Raw genomic sequence first — 20,778 nt, 5'->3', positions numbered from 1 at the left:
AAACGCCCGCGTTCATTGCGGGCGTTTTATTAGATTCGGAGTTTACGATTCAAACTCTTCAATCATCTCTTGCGCTTCAGTCTTAGGCTTATCCGTTTGACCAAAACCACGCAGACCAACTACGTGTACGTGCTCGTGGTCTTTAAACACCTTACGCACCAGTTTGTAGGTCGTACCTTTCTCTGGGCTGATGTTTTCAGGTGCCGCGATGAGAAGCTGCATATCCAGACGGTCACACAATTCGAACAATGTCGCGATCGATTTCGCATCCAGACGCGCGGCTTCATCCAAGAAGAGCAGACGACAAGGCACAATGTCTTTGCTGCGTAGACGACGAGACTCTTCTTCCCAGCTTTGAACAACCATAAGAAGGATTGACTGACCGGTACCGATCGCTTCACCTGTTGATAGTGCACCAGACTCAGCCTGTAGCCAACCATCTGTACCACGGTTCACTTCTACACTTAGCTCTAGGTAGTTGCGGTAATCCAGTAGCTCTTCACCCAGAACCTGAGGAGAACGTTGACCCATATCGATATGCGGGTTCACACGTTGGAACAGCTTCGCCATTGCTTCAGAGAAGGTAAAGCGAGTCGATTCAAACAGATCTTTATGCTGCTCTTGTTGTGTCGCTAGACCGTTCAGTAGCACTTCGTGACTTTCGCGGATCTTCACGTTCAGACGTACGCCCTTCACCTGACCGAACGAAATATTCGACAGGCCTTGGTTCAGCATACGAATACGATTTTGCTCACGCTGAATCGTCTTCTTAATGATGCTCGCTACTGACTCAGAGCTGATCGCTAAGCGGTTTTCACGTTGGGTTAGCTCTTCCGTTAGACGCGCTAGCTCAACTTCCATCTCTTCGATCGCTTCAACTGGATCATCAGTACGGATGATATCCTGACGAATGCGCTCGCGAAGATGTTGGTATACAGCAATATAGAACAGAACTTTACGCTCTGGACGTGCATTGTCTTCTGACAGACGCAGCGCATCACGCAGGTCGTCATTGTTCGCAACCGCGAGACGCAGCGCACCCAATGATTTATCCGACATTGAACGCAGTTCATCCGCTGACATGTAAGCCAGTTCACGCTTGTGTAGACGACGCTCAACATCGTTCTCACGCGCCAGACGAAGTACCGAACACCAGCCAGCTTTCGCTGCAACCACGAACGTACGTAGCTCAACGTATTCTTTCTGAACTTTCTTCAGACGTTTCGCCAAGCCTTTCATCTCTAGTTCAGTAGAGGTGATCGTGCGCTCGTATTCGCTCTTACGACTGCGAGACGTGTGTAGACGCTCGTGCAGTTCGTCACGACGACGCATTGCACGTTCTTCTGCACCTTCGTCCGCGTTCACGCCAAACTCTTGAAGTTCTTGTTTGAACTCTTGAACCGTTTCCAGTTTCGCTTGGTGTGAACTCTTCAATGATGCCAATACTTGGTTGTATTGGTTCATTTGACCTTGCGACTGTTTCAACTCTTCACGAGAGCGTGTACGCATTTGTTCAGCTTGAACCAGTTTAGCTTTTAGCTGCTCACTCAGTTCGCTGCTCTTGTTCAGTAGGTCTACTGAATCAGAGTAAGCGAAGTAATGGCGGCGTTCAACGAGATCCGAGAGTGCAAAGATTTGCTTCTTAAGATCTTGTAGCTGTTCGTCTGCCGCTTTGTATTCTGCTTCTAGCGCGTCGAATTGCTCTGGGTCAGCATCAAGCGCAGACGCAATATTCTCTAATTGCGCGACGGCTTTTGCATGGTTGCTTAAGAAGTTCTTCGCCTCTGCAAGCTGAGCGATTTTCTCTTCTAGCTCATCAAAACGCGCTTGCAATGACTCATCTTCAACAAGCACCATGTGTGACGCTAGCTTGTCCAGAGAAGACAACGCTTGCTTGCTGGTTTGAAGCTGAGAACGTTGTTGTTGCTCTTTCGCATCCAGATCCGCCAACACGCGAGCAATTTGGTTACGCTTATCACGAATAGTTGCCAGTGCTTGTTCTGGATCGGCGTCAAAAGCAACCTGAATGTGGTTAGACACAAATAGGTTAAACGCTTGGTACAAGCGCTGCATTTTCTGAGAATCAAACGCCGCTTTTGCGTGTTTCTCTACCACTTCTTCTCGTTCGTTACGCAGCAACTCTAGACGCTGCTCACGTGCCGCACGGCCAAACAATGGGATCTCAGGCAAGCGAGAGTAACGCATTTGGCGATCGTTCATACGAACGCAAACCGCGCCCTCTAACTCTTCTGCATCGAACGAGCTGTCATCAAAGGCATCGATGTCACCTTCAATGATGTACAAGTCTTCTGGACAGTCGTCTAGCTCTACCAGTTTCTCTTCGATGCCTGACAAGTCAGAAACAACGATAGCGTGACGAGCCGGACCGTACATCGCACTGAAATAAGGCGCGTCATCAATCGTGATGTCATCGTAGATCTCAGACAGCAATACACCGCCCAGCGTATCTGCCAAACCTTTCAGGCGAGGGTCATTTGAACCACCAGGAGAAGCAAGACGCTCAATCTCAGAGTCTAGCTGGCTACGGCGCTCAGCAAGCTTATCTTTAGCTAAAGACAGCTCCCTTTCTTGTTCAAGGACAACTTGCATGTGGTTCATTACCGCATGGCGATCCTCAAGCTGTTCACCGCTCTGCTCTCTCAGTTTCTCTAGCGCATCGTTCGCCGCAATCCAAGCTGGTGCTATTGCTTCAAGCTTACTGATTTCTGCCACCGCGTTTTGCTCTAGACGGCGCTGTTCACCACGCTGATCACGAACTTCTTCTTGAGCTATCTCTAGTGATTCGATTTGCGTCGCATGACGTTCACGTTCTTGTTCAAACGTAACCTCATCGGTTAGTTCAACGTGATATTGCTTTTTGTATTCAGCAACCAGTTCACGTGCTTGACGCTGCTGGTTAAGGCTGCGTTCGAGATCACGGTGTTGTGCTCGCCATTGTTGTTCGTTTTGTGCAATTTGTTGTGACTCACGCGCTTTCGCAATTGCGGTTTTCGCATGTTCAGACGCGTCTTTGCGCTCAACTTGACCAACGATGCTTTGTACTAGTTTAAGCGCGGTTTCAAACTGCTCTGCCGCTGCAGAAGACATGTCCAGCTTGTGCTTAACCGATAGCAACGCATTGGTGTTTTCTGATTCTTTGCTCTTAAGCTCAGAGACAAGCGCTTGAGCCGATTCCGCCGTTAGGCTGTCATCGCCAAGTAGCTTCTTCGCTTTCTCCAGCGCTTGAACTGCTTGTTGATATTGAAGGGCGCGAGTTTGCTGAACGTCAAGAGCTTGCTGGTAATCAGCAAGTTGCGTCTTAAGGCTATCCACCTCTTCTTCTGCAACGGTAGCTTGCTCTTCAGCCATCATCACGCGTTCTTGCGCTTCTTCCACTACCATCATTTGTTCTTCAAGACGCTCGCTCAGCTCTTCAAGATCTTCTTGGTAGCGTTCGATCTTCTCTTGCTGACGCAGCGCGTTTTGCACCAGTTGCAAGTGATCAGAAGCCGCTTGGTAGTCTTGCTCTAAAGAAGATTCTGATTCGATCAGCAGTTCCAGCTCTTCTTGAACGCGGTTAAGCAGATTGTTTTGCTCAATCAAGGTCTCGCGAGAACCAAATAACTCTGAACGCAAAGACAATGTCTGTTCTAGTTTTTTACGGCGCTCGTTAGCATGGCGCATATAGTCCGCTGCCACGTAGTTAGTCGACTCTGTGATCAAGTGTTTGAACAAGTCACGGTCTGCTTGCGTAGTTTTGATCGCTTCTAGCGTCATGCGGTTTTCACGCAGCGCCGATTCCATATCTTGGAACGCTTTCTTCACGCCGCCGTTTTGTGGCAGAAGGTAGTCACGTAGCGAACGGGTAATCGCACTTGAGATACCACCGTAAAGCGATGCTTCGATCAGGCGGTAGAATTTAGAACGGTCACCAGAGTTACGCAGTTTCTTCGGAATCACACCGAATTCAAACATTTGCGCGTGGTAATCCACGATCGAAGAGAAGGCTTTAAATTGAACACCTTCAAATTCTGCGATCGATTCTTTTACTTCATTGATTTGACGTACACGAGCTTGAGTCGCTGATACGCTTTCAATCAAGATATCCGTTGGTTTCACATGGCTTGGAAGACCTTGGATAACAAACGGTTTGATGTCTACTTTCTTATCACGACCCGCAACTTGCTGCAGTTTTACTGCGAACAATAGGCGTTGGTTACGTGAGTTCACCACATCTAGCGCCGCATAACATGCGCCCGGCTGTAGCTTACCGTACAAACCTTTGTCGCGAGACGATTGGCTGCTGCCTGCTTCTGTGGTGTTACGGAAGTGCAGTAGCGTTTGGTCAGGAATCAATGCGGTGATGAACGCCGCCATTGTGGTTGATTTACCTGCACCGTTACCACCTGATAGCGTGGTGACCAGACCATCGATGTCAAACGTACGGGCAAAGAAGCCGTTCCAGTTGACCATGGTCAGCGATTGGTATTTACCGCGTTCAATCATGCTCATGCTTCACCCTCTTCTGTCGTTTCTTCTTGGGCTTGGTCGTCTTGATCTTCTTCAGACAATAGGCTGCCTTGGCTTGGCTCTTTGGTGTGCACTACTGCTTCACCATCACGGATCAGACGCAGCTGCGCTTCACGCATGTCATCGCCAATACGTACATCGGCACCAAAGCGGAATACCGCTTCACTGATGCTGAACTTACCGGTTTCACCGATGTTGATGATCATGCCTAGGCGACGCAGACGACGAAGTGACGTACGTACTTTTTCAAACAGCTTTTCTTTATCAAGGTCAGAACCGGTAGCACGGTTCGTCACTAGCTTCATCAGCTTATTTTCATCTGCTAGAGCAAGCAGTTCGTCGTACAGCTCTTGGTTAGTGAAGATGCCTTCGTGCGCAAGACGCTCTGGGCTTAGGTAAAGGAAACACAGTACCTTACCCACCAGCATATCCAGTTCAGAAAGAACACTACGGCCAATCAGAGACGTTGAACGAGGACGAAGATAGAAGAAACCTTCTGGCGCTTTCACCAATTCGGTGTTGTAGCGTTGGTAGAAAGAAGAAAGCTCAAGTTCGAAATCCGACAGCAACGCGTGGTTGTCTAGATCTTCACTTGAGATATGACGCCCTGCTCGAAGCATGCTGTCTAGCGCTGGGAACAGAGGGTTAGAAATTGCTTTTGCCAGATTCTCTGACATGTATTCATTAGTATCGGTCGATGACATTCGCTTGTACCTTTGCCCCAAATTCGTTGATTGCTTTCCAGTCTGGTTGAATCGCTTGGTAATCCGATTCTGAATACCCTAGACGTACAGCTTGATCGACGATAATGCGAGCTAAATCAAAATGATGAGTGTAAGGGTGCTGTGCAAGGTAATCTCGCAGTACCACACTCAAGTCGATTGGCGTGCCTTGATCTTTATGCGCTTTTAGCATGTCACCAATTCGTTCAGACAGCTCATCATTGACTTGTTGAAACTCTTCGTATTCTACTTCCATCGGAACTTGACCCGTGACCTCGTCATCACGCAGTACTAGGGCCTCATCACGAAGGTCAGAAAGCCTCTCCGCATCTGCATAAGTCAGATACCAAGGCGCATCGAAGTAATCTTTGACGGATTGACGCAGACGCGAGCTAAACGCACGGTTCTTATCCATATCGATTGCAGTACGAATAAACTTGTGCACGTGTCGGTCATAACCAATCCAAAGGTCGATCGCTTGCTGGCCCCAGCTTGTGATTCGGTCCAGCTTCATTTGCAGACCAAACAAGGCTTCTTCGATAAACTCCAGCTCAGGGTCACCGTAAACAATTTCTTGAATATCGAGGATCTGAGTTTGCAGTTCATCACTGGCGGCTTGCAGCGTATCTTGAAGTTCACGCAACGTGCTTGATGTTTCTGACAGAAGTGCTTCACAGTTGTTGATCGCTTCGCGCCAGTCTTTGTTAAGCAGGTCAGCAATCTGTTGTTTCACTGACTGTTGCTGCTCATCCATAACACGTTGGTTGAGGTCAATTTGATCGAAGATTTCGCCTACAGAATATTTTAAAACACCGTATACGTTTTTCTTCCAGTGACCCGGTGTGCCACCTTTTTGTGCTGCCTCAATCGCTTTCGCCATTTCATCCGCTACCATGGATAGCTGGATAGATAGACGCAGTTTTGAGAACTCACGATGACGCACGTAGTAGTCGGTTATTCCTATCGCTAATGGCGACAAGCGGTAAATGCTCGCTCCGTCAGTAATCTCACTGACAAAACGGCTCATAAGACGCTGCTTAACCATCTCGTTGATCGCATTGTTCGCACGAAAAGCGGAGGCTTCGCCGGTCTCATCAAATAGTCGAGTGACGATGGCAAATGCATCATGCAGTTCACCTTCACCCAGTTCTTCATCGAACCTTTCATTACTCAGTACGGCAATGGCTATCAAAAATGCCAATCGCTCTGTGGTCAGGTTCAACGAGAAATCGTGCTGCTTAACCCAGCCAACCAGCTCATCGATTGGTTGCTCTGCAGCATTGAGAGTCATCTCACTCATTGTTATTCCTGTTTATCGTTCTTTTTAGCCCACACATGAATGTAGCGGCCTAATGAGAGGTATGGCTCTTGTCGACAAAGTTGTTTTTCTAGCGCCAACACATCTTCAAACTCGTAATCACCCATGTATTCCATATTGCCTATGTAATCACTAAATGAGCGAATACCAGATTTGCCACAAATATTAAAACCTGAATTTTCTATCCACTGGTAGACTTCTTCAGGTTTTAAGCCTTTTTGCGGCTGTAGTTTAAATCTTTTTCGGTGAGGCATGCCGTCTAATATATGAGGAATGTTGCCACAAACCACGTTTTTATAGACTAAACCGTGGTGGTTGTAGAACATGACTGATGCGATACCTCCCGGTTTTACTTGTTCAAGAACTGTTTCAAGTGCGGCCTTAGGATCAACCAGCCACTCCATCACAGCGTGGAACATAACCAGATCGACCTGTCCATCCATATGTTCACCGATGGATTGGACAGGCGAATGAATCAGGCGATACTGCTCAAGCAAACCGTTTTTTTCAATATCCTGCTTAGCCAACTGCAGCATTTCCGAAGATAGATCACATAAAGCGATTCGATGTCCGAGCTTAGCAAGCTTTTGCGACATTTGTGCCAAACCACCACCAGCGTCCAACACTTCTAGGGGTTGCTGGTCAGCATCTAATTCACTTAGAATCTGTAGAAAATCTTCCCACACAATGATTTGGCGGATCTCCCCTTTATCGGAGCCGTAAATATTTTTTGCAAATTTGTGGGCGATATCGTCGAAATTGCGGTCTTCTGTCACTTCTGCTGAGTTATCATAACGGATTGTGCCGCTATTCTGGCACAAGGAAAGCAGGAATAAAGAGGGATACCCTCATTTTTATTATCAATTGATGTTTTTTCGGACTATTTATGTATGTTTGAGCTGAAAAAAGTAGTGTCAGCCATGCTTATGCCCCTTCCGGCATTGCTGCTGATAGGCTTGTTGGGTCTTGCTCTCATTAGTTTTACTACAAAACGTAAAACTGGCTGCTTCGTTGTTCTATTCTCTTTTGTTGGCATTTTTCTTGTTGCCTTCCAACCTGTTTCAACCAAGCTTCTTATGCCGTTAGAGCGAGAGCATAAAGCCTTTTTGCCAGTTTCTGGCACCATCGACTACGTGATGGTTTTAGGGAATGGTCATGTTATCGATGACGAAATTCCACCCACCTCGCAGTTAAGCCGTGCAGCATTAATGCGCTTAACTGAGGGCATTCGTATTTTAAGAATGTATCCAGGCGCGAAATTAATCTTATCCGGCTATGCTGGCGGATCTGAAATTAGCCACGCGCGAATGATGGCGAACGTTGCCCTTGCGTTGGGAGTCGCGAAATCCGATATCATTTTATTAGAAGATGCGAAAGATACGTGGGAAGAGGCGCGTCAAGCGGCTGCATTCGTTCAACAAAAGGAGATTGTGTTAGTCACTTCTGCGAGTCACATGAGCCGTGCATTGTATGAGTTCAACGCAGCAGGCATTAAACCAATCCCAGCCCCGACCAACTTCTTAGCTATTAGCGAGATAAGTCAACCTTGGGATAAATACTCACCTAAAGCGCGTTACTTAGAACAAACAGAGCTTTATTGGCATGAGTACTTGGGCAGTATTTGGCAAAGGTTGCGTGATACTGTCGGCCAAACACCAATGGTTGAAGCAAACTAGTATTATCTTGAAGCCACAAAAAAGGAGAGCCGAAGCTCTCCTTTTCTTTTTACGATTGAGTTATGTTCCAACTAGTCACCAGCAAACATATAGCCTTCGCCGTGCACCGTTACAAAAATCTGTGGGTTCTTAGGATCGAACTCCATTTTTGCGCGCATACGTCGAATAAGAACATCAATGGTGCGGTCATTCGGCGCATCCACTCGATGGCTGATCATGTTCAAAATACGCTCACGACTTAACACCTGGTTAGGGTAAGACGATAATGCCACCAAAAGTTCATACTCTGCTTTAGTTAGTTTTACTGGCTCACCGTTGCGGCTAAGTGCGCGACGTTGAATGTCGAATGTCCACTCCCCAAAGCGCACAATGTGCTCTTCACTGGTTTCATTCGCTTTCGAGCTGCCACTGCGCGCTGCTGAAATACGCCACAGCAAGTTTTTCACGCGAACTAACAGCTCTCTCAGTTCAAAAGGTTTTGTCACATAATCGTCAGCACCCATTTCTAGGCCTACGATTTTATCAATGCTATCCGTGCGTCCTGTTACTAATATGATACCAATATCCGATTGGCTACGTAACTCACGAGTAAGCATCAGGCCGTCTTCACCAGGCAGGTTAATATCCAGCATGATCAGGTCTACATCGCCCGCTTGCAAAACTTCACGCATTTCTGCGCCACTCTCTGCTTCGCTGACTTGGTAGCCCTCATTTTGGAAATATCCCGCAAGCTTACTACGAGTTACAACATCATCTTCTACGACTAATACGTGATAGCTCATTTACACCACTTTTCTGTCTTCTTATTATCCAAGACGTATTCTATTCATAACTAGTAACATTTCTAGTCATAGATACATTAAAACGCAAGATTTAGCGTTTTTATTGATTCAAAACAAGCTTGCCCATTGCTATTAATAAACGGTCATTTTTGACCATAAAACATAACAATTATAGTTACTGCTATTCATTTTAATTGATTACACTTAGGGGATATCCCTAATTGACTTTGTGATGCATGACTTGAAGCATCATTCAGGAGCCCAAAATGCAAGAAGTGAAAGCTTTTAATGAGAAACGCGCTGAAATTTACTGGTGGTTTTCGAGCTTGTTCGCAAAAGAACTAACAGAGAAAGAATTGGAAGCCTATCACAGTGTTGAAATTCGCAGTTTTCTCGCAGGTTTAGGTGAAAATGAGTCGCTAAAACCAGCCGTTGATAGCCTAGTTGATGCATTGAATCGGTTACAAGATCGTGAAGATGCACAACTAGAGCTTGCAGCTGACTTTTGTGAACTGTTTTTGAAGACAGAAAAATACGGCGCTCTTCCTTACGCATCCATGTACATTGGTGAATCAGGTTTACTGAATGACAAGCCAGCTGAGGAAATGGAAAAGTTGATGGCTGAATTTGGCGTTCAAGTAGACGAAAACCTAAAGGAACCTGCGGATCACTTAGCCGTTGAGCTCGACTTTCTCGGGAACATGATTATCCGCTCAAACGAGCTTGAACAAGAAAAACACATGGAAGAAGCCTTCGTTAAACAAAACGACTTTATCCAGCAACAATTGATGTCTTGGTTACCTCAGTTTTCAGACAAATGTAAACAATTCGACGAATTTGGATTTTACTCGAGTGTCGCGAAACTATTAGTTGCATTTTGTAAACTAGACAGCGCCTACCTTCTTGGTGAATAATTGCCGCCTATTTTTAGGGAGCCTGCCTATCGGGCTTCCTGTATGCCTGAAAGTGACCAATTGTAAGTAACTTGGGTATAATATTCGTTTGCCTTAACTTAGCGCAAAGACGCTTGGTTATTTAGCAGTCAAAATGTGACTTCAAATACACAAATCTCTTGCTGAAAACATTGCTAGTCAGTCCACATAGGGCTAAAATGTGAGCGCAAACGATTAAATATGATTTATATGTAAACCGCTGAAATATAGCGGTTTTTGTGTTTTCTTAACAGGTTGATGGCAATTTCTCATCAGATAGAAAAAAGATAAAATTCATCGACCGATGCTGCTACGTACCCTTTTGTCGCACTTGGATCAACCGCTGCCGAGACACTTAGCGCCAATTTTATATTGCTAGGTGTGAAACCATTAGAGCATCAGGTACATCCAATACGACATATTTCAGTAGCTCGATACAGGACACCATTTATGGCCACGATAAAAGACGTTGCTCGCTTAGCCGGCGTTTCCACTACGACAGTTTCGCACGTTATCAATAAAACGCGTTTCGTTGCAGAAGCAACGCAAGAAAAAGTAATGAAAGCCGTTGACGAGCTGAATTACGCGCCAAGTGCCGTTGCACGCAGCCTAAAATGCAACTCAACTCGTACGATTGGCATGTTAGTAACTCAATCAACTAACCTATTTTTCTCAGAAGTGATTGATGGCGTTGAGAGCTACTGTTACCGCCAAGGCTATACTCTGATTTTATGTAACACAGGCGGGATTTACGAAAAACAACGCGATTACATTCGTATGCTGGCTGAAAAGCGCGTTGATGGCATCCTAGTGATGTGTTCTGACTTAACCGAAGAACTAAAAGAGATGCTTGACCGTCATGCGGACATTCCTAAAGTGGTCATGGATTGGGGCCCAGAGAGCTCACAAGCAGACAAGATCATGGATAACTCAGAAGAAGGTGGCTACATTGCAACCAAACATCTGATTGACAATGGTCATACGGATATCGCTTGTCTAAGCGGTCATTTTGAAAAGCTTGCTTGCCAAGAGCGCATTGCAGGTTTCCGTCGCGCAATGAGCGAAGCGAACCTAGCTGTAAATGAAGACTGGATCCTTGAAGGTAACTTTGAATGTGATACGGCCGTATTAGTTGCAGATAAAATTACCGCAATGGACAAGCGCCCGACGGCGGTATTCTGTTTTAACGACACAATGGCTCTAGGCCTAATGAGCCGCTTGCAACAAAACGGGATCAAAATTCCTGAAGATATTTCAGTGATCGGCTACGACAACATCGAGCTTGCGGAATACTTCTCTCCACCGCTAACGACTATCCACCAACCTAAACGTCGTGTTGGTAAAAATGCATTCGAAATTCTACTTGAGCGTATCAAAGATAAAGAACACGAAAAACGAATTTTCGAAATGCAACCTGAGCTTGTAATTCGAAATACTGTGAAAAAAATGAACTAAATTTCACTGTATTTAACCGTGTTAAATAAGCGCTCTACAGGGGCGCTTATTTTTTTGGAAAAATTAAGCATTCTCTAATACTTCACACCACTCTAATAACAATTGACTAACGTTAACTCCCTGTTTTATATAAATGTAATATATATTAAGAACTCCTTTTCAAAGGCCAATTTGCACCTTTCCATATGCAAAATAGAGCATTCAATCTATCATTTTTATTGAACCGAAATCACACTTTTAACGCTAAACCGTGATGTTAATTCAATATAAGAAGTATGCTCATTGTGTCACGCACAGGGCAAACCATTCGAAAGAGTGGGACGCAAAGCCTCCGGCCTGAACCATATTACGATATGGAAGGTAGCGGGGTTACCGATGGCAAGTGTGTAAGCAATGACTTTACTCTGTAATGACATTGTTTTTACGCATGTTTGCTACTCTCTCGGACCTGACTTTTGGTGGCGTAATATTAATTACACCGAGATAACAAAACATGGATAAACCGATACTCAAAGACTCTATGAAGCTATTTGAGGCACTTGGTAATATCAAGTCGCGCTCAATGTTTGGTGGCTTCGGACTATTCGCTGATGAAACAATGTTTGCACTAGTGGTAAACAATCAGCTTCATATCAGAGCAGACCAAAAAACTTCATCTGACTTCGAGAAACAAGGGCTAAAGCCTTACGTTTATAAAAAACGTGGCTTTCCAGTCGTTACAAAGTACTACGCTATTTCCAGCGATTTATGGGAATCAAGCGAACGCTTAATCGAAGTAGCGAATCAATCATTGAAAAAGGCAAAGCTTGAGAAAGAACAGCAAGCAAGTACAAAGCCTAACCGTTTGAAAGATTTGCCTAACTTACGACTGGCTACCGAGCGCATGCTAAAAAAAGCCGGCATCGAATCCGTAGAGAAGCTTGAAGAGGAAGGTGCGCTTAACGCCTATAAAGCGATAAGAGATACGCACTCTGCAACCGTCAACATTGAGTTGCTATGGGCACTAGAAGGTGCTATCAACGGCACTCATTGGAGTGTGGTACCTCAAGCTCGCCGAGATGAGTTGATGAACGGCCTCCAATAAAAGTCGGCCTAAAAACTATCTTGTAAAACCGCAGTCTAATCTGCGGTTTTTTTGTGAAATTTTTTCGGTTTTCCTACTGTCTTATTACATATATCCCAAATTGGAATCAAAATTATGAATAAGAAACTGATATTAGGTCTCATCCTACTAGCGGCTATCGTCTTTTTAGGTATTAACTTTGGCCAGTATTTAACCTTAGAGAATGCAAAAGCCCAACAAGAAGCACTAACTACATACATCGATCAGAATTTTGTATTCTCGGCTGCGATTTACTTTTTTACCTACATTGCAATTACCGCTTTTTCTATCCCAGGAGCGGCAGTAGTCACCTTACTTGGTGCAGCCTTATTTGGTTTTTGGACAAGCTTGCTACTGGTTTCTTTCGCTAGCACTATGGGGGCAACACTGGCCTTCTTGAGCAGCCGATACTTATTGCGTGACTGGGTACAAAACAAATTCGGAAATAAACTCAACGCAATTAATCAAGGTGTCGAAAAAGACGGAGCTTTTTATCTATTTTCCTTGCGTCTAATCCCTGTATTCCCTTTCTTTCTAATCAACTTACTGATGGGCTTAACACCGATGTCTGTAGGTCGATTTTATCTCACTAGCCAAATAGGTATGCTGCCAGGCACAGCCGTATATCTGAATGCAGGTACTCAATTAGCAACAATTGAAAGCCTATCGGGCATTGTTTCACCCGCAGTATTAGCGTCTTTTGCGCTATTGGGACTATTTCCAATCATCACTAAATGGGTTATGAATAAAGTAAGGCCGACACCAAGTCAGCAAAACTCGTAATTGGTGAAGTGGGTATTTTGATGAAAATATTTATCGCTAAAAACCCAGCAGAAGCACACATTGTATGTGAGCTGCTTAAAGTGGAACAAATTTACTGTGAAGTTCGCGGAGAAGGTATTTTCGGCTTAAAAGGAGAACTGCCGTTTGGTGATGATACCGATCCTTATGTGTGGCTTTTTGACACGGCACAAAAGATGAAAGCTGAAGAAATAGTAAAAGCATATCGAAAACAATCCGATAGGCATGAGTATCAAGATTGGCAATGCCCAAAATGTCATGAAATAAACGAAGGGCAATTTGGTGCATGTTGGCAATGTGGATATCAACTAGGAGAGCTATAGCGGCTCTCCTATTCAGTGGATGCACTCAGTTTTAAGCACATACAGCTTGCTGTTTAATAAACTCGATGGAGTGTTGATTGAAGTCTTCTGGACGCTCTACATTGCATACATGACCACAATTCGGGATTTCTCGTAGAATGCTGAGCTTATGTGCTGCAACCATTTCTTTGACAGGTTTAATAAACATGTAATCCCTGTCGCCCATTAAGTAAAGAGTCGGAATGGGTAACTCTCGATCTTTAAAATATTTCATTAACGGATTTACATCAGCGGCAAGAATAAACCAACGTTTAAATTCTTTTTGGCAAAGCTTCTTGGCTTCGCGAATAAAAAGGTGGCGAGATTCTCGTTGGCTTCTTTGAGGCATAACAATATAAGCGAACAGTTTGTAGAGCCACATGTACGGTAGGATATGCTTACAAAAATTACCTAATTTCACCAATATCTGAGAACGAGTGTTAAGCCTTGTGACAGCACCACCGAGCACCATCGAACGTACGCGCTCTGATGACAATTCAGCAAGGTTTCGAACAATAATAGTACCAAGCGACATACCGACAAAATGAGCGGATTGGATCTTTAAATGGTCCAATACTTTCAAAATATCTTGGGTAACTTCCGTAAAGGTATAACGGCTAGCAATGAGCTCTTTAAGTAACTGATTTGACTTTCCATGACCTCTTAAATCGATCAGCAATAAGTTAAAGTGTTGCTTGTAAGCTTTAATTTGCTTGAACCAGATAGAAGAGCTACCACCAGCACCGTGCACAAATACAACCCACTCATTACTAGTAGGGTGCAAATAGGTTTTATGAAAAAGTAGCGGCTGGGTCATATTGAGTATCAAAAAGATCGTGCTATTGAGTAAAAAGCCATCCTACCACACTCCCCTTACTCAAGATAATAAAGGCACCTCATTCGGTGCCTTTCGTTACAATTTTAAGTCAAACTAACGCTGAGTGGTAAAGCTGCAAATAAGATTCTGCGGCCTTTTGCCAACAAAAGTCTTGTTGCATCGCGTGCAACTGTACTTTATTCACTTCAGGCTCGTTTTGAGCGTAGAGCAACAGTGCCCTTAGCATCGTTAACAACAATGCCTGCGGTGTCGGTTCGAAAAAAACAAACCCCGTTGCTTCAGATGGGTTTACATCATAATCGCTAACGCTGTCCTTTAAGCCACCAACACCGCGTACTATCGGTAATGTCCCATAAGCCATACTATAGATTTGGTTTAAGCCACATGGTTCAAACTCAGAAGGCATCAAGAAGAAATCAGAACCAGCTTCAACGATATGCGCAAGTTCATTGTCATACGCTTCTACAAAGGCAAATTTGCTAGAAAACCGCGCGGCAACCTCTCGTAACTGAGCGGCAAGAACAGGGTCTCCGGTCCCAACGACAACTAGCTGAACATCGTGCTTCAAAAAATCGGCCAAAGCAGGCAACAAGTAATGAACGCCTTTCTGCTGGGTCAACCGACAAACCATACCGAACATAGCTACATTTTTTTCGGGCAAATTTAGTCGTTGTTGTAATGCTTTTTTACAAGCTTTCTTCCCTTGCGACATACTTTGCTGGTCGGCGCAGTAATTAACCGGCAAGTAGGTATCAGTTTCCGGATTCCAAGCGCTGTAATCACAACCGTTCAAAATACCAACTAAGTCCTGCGCGCGTTGCTGAAACTCCCAAGCCATTCCATGACTGCCAAGCTCTGTTTTTAGTTCCTCTGCGTACGTAGGGCTAACCGCGTTTATCTTATCTGCATTCATTACACCAGCTTTAAGCATCGTAATATGCGTTGCACTCACCGCAGCATCGGGAACGTTTCTATAATGAAACTCTGGCAAACACTGCACGTCTTCATAACTAAATACGCCTTTAAAGACCGCATTGTGAATTGAAATGACGCTTTTAGTATGAGCAAAAAACGGATCATTGCCATACCTGTGCTTGAGCAAAAATGGAACAAGACCTGTGTGCCAATCGTTCGCGTGTATGATATTAGGTTGAAAGGCGAGCTTGGGTAACATATCGAGACATGCTGCACTAAAAAACGCAAAGCGCTCGCCGTTATCAGTATACGCTTGGTTGTTCTCCGCATACATTGATGGTCGATTGAAATACGGCGGACAATCAATCAGGTAAACAGGATTTTGACCTAACATGAGCCGCAAAACTCGATACTCCGTATGCGGCCATGATGTTAATTCTGTTTCTAATACAACTTCTGCGTCTGCGAGTTTATCAATACTGCTGTACGCAGGGATGGTAATTCTTACGTCTTGCTGTAGGTTTTGAAGGGCTTCCGGTAGTGCCTTGGCAACATCTGCCAAGCCACCACTTTTAATGAGGCCTTCAACCTCAGAAGCTACAAACAGAATAGATAAGTTGTTAGTAGCCAACTCGAGCTCCTTTCGGAATAACAACAATGCCCTCCTCAGACACGTGGAAGTGTTTTTTATCTTCTTGAAGATTCACACCAATCTGAGTACCAGGAGCAATATCGGCATCCTTGTCGACAATCACACGACGTAAAACACATCCTTCGCCAATTTTTACGTCACCAAGAAGTATACATTCGCTGATATCGCAAGCAGAAGCAATATTACTGCGAAAACCAAGCACCGACTTTTCGATTCTTGAGCCTCTAACATAGCTGCCATTACACACTAAACTATCGATTATCTGCACACGACCATTATCAGAGTCGGTAAATGTCGCAGGTGGCAATGGTGGGTAGTAGGTATGCAATGGCCATTTACGGTTGTACAGCGAAAATGGTGCATCTTTTTCTAGCAGATCCATATGCGCTTGCCAGTACGCATCAATAGTTCCGACATCACGCCAGTACACCTCTTCTTTTTCGCCACTGATTTTGTTTGTACTGAAGTCATACACGAACACATCACCTCTAGGGAACATCTTTGGAATGATGTCCTTTCCAAAATCATGTGATGAAGCTTCATTATCCGCATCTTCGACCAACTCTGAGAACAGTACCTGAGCTTCAAAAACATAGTTACCCATTGAAACTAAAGCGTAATCAGGGTCACCAGGAATCGACTTCGGATTTGCTGGTTTTTCTTCAAAGCCAATCATACGGCCTTCACTATCCACTTCGATAACCCCAAATTGCGACGCCTCTTTTAGTGGCATGCGCAATGCAGATACCGTCAGAGAAGCCTGCTTTTCTGAGTGGAAGTTCAGCATTTGTTTGATATCCATCTTATAGATATGGTCAGAGCCAAAAATACAAACTTGCTCTGGTTCCTCTAACTCCATAAAACGCAGGTTTTGATAGATCGCGTCCGCCGTCCCTTCGTACCAACGTTTACCAGTACGCATTTGAGCGGGAATAGGATCGATAAAGCGGTCTGTAATGCCGTTGATGTTCCACCCCTTTTTTAAGTGATGGAATAAAGATTGAGATTTAAATTGGGTTAGGACGTAAATGCGCATCAGGTCCGCATTAACAAAATTGTTTAGAGCAAAATCGATCAATCGATAACTACCACCAAACGGTACCGAAGGTTTACTGCGAGATTCCGTTAAAGGTCTCAAACGAGAGCCTTCACCGCCAGCAAGAATCATTCCCAAAACACCAGCCATTTGTTGTTCTCCATATCGTTATAGCTTGGATTTGGTACTCGCTTGAATGAGTCATACTCGGGGAGTCAAGCGAATACATTTAGCAACCGTCTCTGAGTTTCTGTGAACTCTTACAACACGGATAAAAAAGCTACGGCACTTCCAGTATGCAACGTCCACTCTTTCCTTATTTTTTGACGCAAACAATGCACACAGTTGCACTAATTTTTGTAATAAATTATCTAAGCGGGTTCTAAATTACAATTTTTAATACGCCATTCTGTGTACCATACAGCTCTTGCGTACTCAAGACGATATCTAGATCACACATGGAAAAGCAAACGATTACATTGTGAAAACAATTTACGAACGGATTCACTACACCGCCGATTTTTTAGCCCAATGTATAACAAATATGTGAATGCAAAATGAAAGTTACAACGAATATTTTTTACATAAAAAATACATCAGCGACTACGAAATATTGATACTGGGATCTTCTCGCGTCAGCAAAACTCAGTCAAAGCAGCAAAGATCTATACGAACAATACAGTGGCCTTTACGCAAAAACAAAACGCAAAAAAGGCAGCGATATCGCTGCCTTTTTACATTACTTAGATCGTACGTTTTTATGCTTTCGCTTTTTTACGCTTATCAGTGACTTCCCACTTACCGTCAACAAAGAGCGCTGTCCAACCACTTGGCTTACCGTTCTCTTCCGAACGAACGTAGTTCTCTTTTGTTTTACGGCTAAAGCGTACAACAGCAGGACGACCATCAGGATCTTCTTGCGGCGCAGTTGCTAGGTATTTGAACTTCTCAGGTAAACGCTCTTCAAAACGTGCCAGTTCAGCAACCAAAGGAGCACGTGTCTCGCGCGATTTCGGGAAATTGCTTGCCGCCATAAATAGACCCGAAGCACCATCACGAAGTACGAAATACGCATCTGAGTTTTCACATGGCAACTCGGGGAAATGAACAGGATCTTCTTTCGGGGGCGCGACTTCGCCATTCTTCAAGATCTTACGAGTGTTCTTACACGTTTCGCTCGTACAATCCATGTATTTACCAAAGCGACCGTTCTTAAGCACCATATCAGAGCCACATTTGTCACATTCAACAACTGGACCATCGTAGCCTTTTACTTTGAACTCGCCGTATTCAACAAGGTAGCCTTCACAGTTCGGGTTATTACCACAAACATGCATCTTACGCTTGTCATCAATCAGGTATGCGTCCATCGCTGTTTCACAGATCGGACAACGCTTTTTAGCACGAAGAGCTGCGGTTTCAACGTCTTCTTCTAGAACGTTAATAATACCTTCTTCGTCACCCAAGTTGATGGTTGTCTTACAACGCTCTTTTGGTGGTAACGCGTAACCTGAACAGCCTAAGAACACACCTGTTGAAGCAGTACGGATGCCCATTGGACGGCTACACGTCGGACACTCGATATCCGTCATGACGATGTGGTTTAACTTCATACCGCCTTCTGACTCATCCAGCTCCGCTTTTTCAAGATCGCCAGTAAAATCAGCAAAGAAGTTGTCTAACACAGCTTTCCAGTTCACTTCACCTTCAGCGATTTGGTCCAATTTCTGTTCCATACGCGCAGTAAAGTCGTAGTTCATCAAATCGTTAAAGCTGTCATCAAGGCGGTCAGTAACAATTTCACCCATTTTTTCAGCGTAGAAACGGCGCTGATCAACTTTCACGTAGCCACGATCTTGAATCGTAGAAATGATCGATGCGTAAGTCGACGGACGACCAATGCCTCGTTTCTCCAGCTCTTTAACCAGTGCTGCTTCAGTGTAGCGCGCAGGTGGCTTTGTAAAGTGCTGTTTAGGGTCAAGTGACTCTAAGCTTAGCTTATCGCCAAGTTGTACCGCTGGAAGGATTGTATCCTCGTTTTTGCCCATTGGACGCTGTACACGAGTCCAGCCGTCAAATTTAAGGATACGGCCTTTCGCTTTAAGCGTGTATTCTGCCGCTTTTACGCTGATGGTTGTTGAATCGTATTCTGCTGGCGTCATTTGACACGCTACAAACTGATTCCAAATCAAAGCGTAAAGTTTGTGCGCATCAGCATCGACACCTTGCAGGTCTTCCGCCTTAACACCCACATTTGAAGGACGGATCGCTTCGTGCGCTTCCTGTGCCCCTTCTTTGCTACCGTACGTCAATGGTTTCGCTGGCAGGTACTTATCACCAAACTCAGAACCAATAAAGTCACGTACAGCGTCCACAGCCTCGGCACTTAGGTTAGTCGAGTCAGTACGCATGTAAGTGATGTAACCGGCCTCATAGAGGCGCTGAGCTAGCATCATGGTCTTTTTCACGCCGTAGCCCAGACGTGTACTTGCTGCCTGTTGAAGCGTAGAGGTGATGTAAGGTGCTGAAGGCTTGCTCTTTGTAGGACGGTCTTCACGCTTACATACTTCGTAACTTGCATTCTCAAGTACAGACATCGCTGCTTTGGTTTCTGCCTCATTAACTGGCTTAAACGCAGAACCGTCTTTCTGCGCAACAAGCAGTTTAAAGTCCGCTTTGTCTTTCGTTTTCGTATTCGCATGAATGTCCCAGAATTCTTCTGGTACAAACGCGTTAATCTCACGCTCACGCTCAACTAACAATTTCACCGCAACAGACTGCACTCGACCAGCAGATAAGCCACGAGCCACTTTTTTCCAAAGTAAAGGTGAAACCATAAAACCAACGACACGGTCCATGAAGCGACGTGCTTGTTGGGCATTTACACCATCCATGTTCAGCTCACCAGGTGTCTGGAAAGCTTGTTGGATCGCGTTTTTCGTAATTTCATTAAAAACTACACGTTTGTATCGCTCTTCATCGCCACCGATGATCTCACGAAGGTGCCATGCGATTGCTTCCCCTTCGCGGTCCAAATCGGTTGCGAGATAAACGCAATCTGCGTCTTTGGCGAGTTTTTGTAGTTCGTTGACAACTTTTTCTTTGCCTGGAAGGATTTGGTAATTCGCTTCCCAGTCATGATATGGGTTAATCCCCATCTTTTTGATCAACGCTTTGCGGTCTTTCTCTTTTTTAACGCGCGCTTTCTCTTCCGGACTCATCCCTTTAGTTGAGATGGCTGCGGCTTTTTTCTCACCAGTGCTTTGACCGGCCGTAGGCAGATCACGCACATGACCAACACTAGACTTAACAATAAAGTCTTTACCAAGGTACTTATTTATCGTCTTTGCCTTGGCTGGTGACTCCACTATAACGAGTGATTTACCCATAACTGACTCTAACGTCCTTCATAATAATGCGGGTAGAAACCTTGTTTAAAGGCCACCCGCATAATGTTCTATTTCATTGCTTCTTTTTTTACTATTGTGCGAGATGAAAAGAAGATCAACTGCTTTTTTGAAATTCAGATCCGATTGGTTGACAATTCATCGTCTTTATACTTCAAAGAGACAGGGTTCTGAAAGGTATTGAGCGGCATATCTAAACAGGCAAACTTAGCATCCGCTAATCCAATGCAATAAATTTTGTTACCCATCACAAAATAGTTTCGTTCAATAC

15 protein-coding genes and 1 riboswitch are annotated in these 20,778 nt (G+C 44.6%); of the genes, 6 read left to right on the top strand and 9 right to left on the bottom strand.

Going from position 1 to position 20,778, the window contains the following annotated elements; genetic code table 11:
* Positions 1-42 precede the first annotated feature (42 nt).
* From mukB to cmoM, 4 genes are read right to left on the bottom strand one after another with little or no spacing between them, the layout of a single operon-like run.
* Positions 43-4,506 (bottom strand): chromosome partition protein MukB, encoded by a 4,464-nt coding sequence (gene mukB / locus R7P80_RS04215; RefSeq protein WP_225491483.1) that lies wholly within the window; start codon positions 4,504-4,506, stop codon positions 43-45.
* A 2-nt stretch (positions 4,507-4,508) separates the two neighbouring features.
* Positions 4,509-5,234 (bottom strand): chromosome partition protein MukE, encoded by a 726-nt coding sequence (mukE, locus tag R7P80_RS04210; RefSeq protein WP_005378379.1) that lies wholly within the window; start codon positions 5,232-5,234, stop codon positions 4,509-4,511.
* Positions 5,215-6,552, bottom strand: a complete 1,338-nt coding sequence (gene mukF, locus R7P80_RS04205) for a chromosome partition protein MukF (protein ID WP_017634722.1) — start codon at positions 6,550-6,552, stop codon at positions 5,215-5,217. Before mukF ends, mukE begins: the two co-directional genes overlap by 20 nt.
* A gap of 2 nt (positions 6,553-6,554) precedes the next feature.
* Positions 6,555-7,346 carry a tRNA uridine 5-oxyacetic acid(34) methyltransferase CmoM gene (gene cmoM / locus R7P80_RS04200; protein ID WP_025766915.1) on the bottom strand — a complete coding sequence of 264 codons (792 nt, stop codon included), beginning with the start codon at positions 7,344-7,346 and terminating at the stop codon, positions 6,555-6,557.
* 114 nt (positions 7,347-7,460) lie between these two features.
* Between cmoM and elyC the strand changes: the two genes are divergently transcribed.
* Complete coding sequence (gene elyC, locus R7P80_RS04195; RefSeq protein WP_005387893.1) at positions 7,461-8,246, top strand: envelope biogenesis factor ElyC; 786 nt, start codon at positions 7,461-7,463, stop codon at positions 8,244-8,246.
* A 71-nt stretch (positions 8,247-8,317) separates the two neighbouring features.
* Here elyC and torR read toward each other — a convergent pair whose 3' ends face one another.
* A complete protein-coding gene (gene torR, locus R7P80_RS04190) occupies positions 8,318-9,028 on the bottom strand; it encodes a two-component system response regulator TorR (protein ID WP_005378370.1) in 711 nt (236 codons plus the stop codon).
* A 266-nt stretch (positions 9,029-9,294) separates the two neighbouring features.
* Between torR and torD the strand changes: the two genes are divergently transcribed.
* From torD to R7P80_RS04165, 5 genes are all read left to right on the top strand, one after another.
* Positions 9,295-9,942, top strand: coding sequence for a molecular chaperone TorD (torD, locus tag R7P80_RS04185; RefSeq protein WP_017820035.1), 648 nt, complete (start codon positions 9,295-9,297; stop codon positions 9,940-9,942).
* A gap of 468 nt (positions 9,943-10,410) precedes the next feature.
* A complete protein-coding gene (gene purR / locus R7P80_RS04180) occupies positions 10,411-11,415 on the top strand; it encodes an HTH-type transcriptional repressor PurR (RefSeq protein WP_005378368.1) in 1,005 nt (334 codons plus the stop codon).
* Between the two features lie 287 nt (positions 11,416-11,702).
* Positions 11,703-11,792, top strand: a riboswitch (cyclic di-GMP riboswitch).
* 116 nt (positions 11,793-11,908) lie between these two features.
* Complete coding sequence (locus tag R7P80_RS04175) at positions 11,909-12,499, top strand: TfoX/Sxy family DNA transformation protein (protein WP_005378367.1); 591 nt, start codon at positions 11,909-11,911, stop codon at positions 12,497-12,499.
* Between the two features lie 114 nt (positions 12,500-12,613).
* Positions 12,614-13,300 carry a TVP38/TMEM64 family protein gene (locus tag R7P80_RS04170; protein ID WP_005378366.1) on the top strand — a complete coding sequence of 229 codons (687 nt, stop codon included), beginning with the start codon at positions 12,614-12,616 and terminating at the stop codon, positions 13,298-13,300.
* 20 nt (positions 13,301-13,320) lie between these two features.
* Positions 13,321-13,641: a DUF2007 domain-containing protein gene (locus tag R7P80_RS04165; protein ID WP_017820033.1), complete on the top strand. Its 321-nt coding sequence runs from the start codon at positions 13,321-13,323 to the stop codon at positions 13,639-13,641.
* Positions 13,642-13,672: 31 nt separating this feature from the next.
* Here R7P80_RS04165 and R7P80_RS04160 read toward each other — a convergent pair whose 3' ends face one another.
* The 4 genes from R7P80_RS04160 to topA form a co-directional block, all read right to left on the bottom strand.
* Positions 13,673-14,476, bottom strand: a complete 804-nt coding sequence (locus tag R7P80_RS04160) for an alpha/beta fold hydrolase (RefSeq protein ID WP_017820032.1) — start codon at positions 14,474-14,476, stop codon at positions 13,673-13,675.
* A 109-nt stretch (positions 14,477-14,585) separates the two neighbouring features.
* On the bottom strand, positions 14,586-16,043 hold the full coding sequence (glgA, locus tag R7P80_RS04155; RefSeq protein WP_042522112.1) for a glycogen synthase GlgA: 1,458 nt from the start codon (positions 16,041-16,043) through the stop codon (positions 14,586-14,588).
* Positions 16,033-17,250, bottom strand: a complete 1,218-nt coding sequence (gene glgC, locus R7P80_RS04150) for a glucose-1-phosphate adenylyltransferase (RefSeq protein ID WP_017634726.1) — start codon at positions 17,248-17,250, stop codon at positions 16,033-16,035. Before glgC ends, glgA begins: the two co-directional genes overlap by 11 nt.
* 608 nt (positions 17,251-17,858) lie before the next feature.
* A complete protein-coding gene (gene topA, locus R7P80_RS04145) occupies positions 17,859-20,489 on the bottom strand; it encodes a type I DNA topoisomerase (protein WP_005378351.1) in 2,631 nt (876 codons plus the stop codon).
* Between the last annotated feature and the right edge of the window lie 289 nt (positions 20,490-20,778).

Origin of the sequence: Vibrio sp. 2092 (assembly GCF_033339635.1) — a bacterium.
Classification (GTDB): domain Bacteria; phylum Pseudomonadota; class Gammaproteobacteria; order Enterobacterales; family Vibrionaceae; genus Vibrio; species Vibrio alginolyticus.
This window is presented reverse-complemented; position numbering and strand designations above follow the sequence as displayed.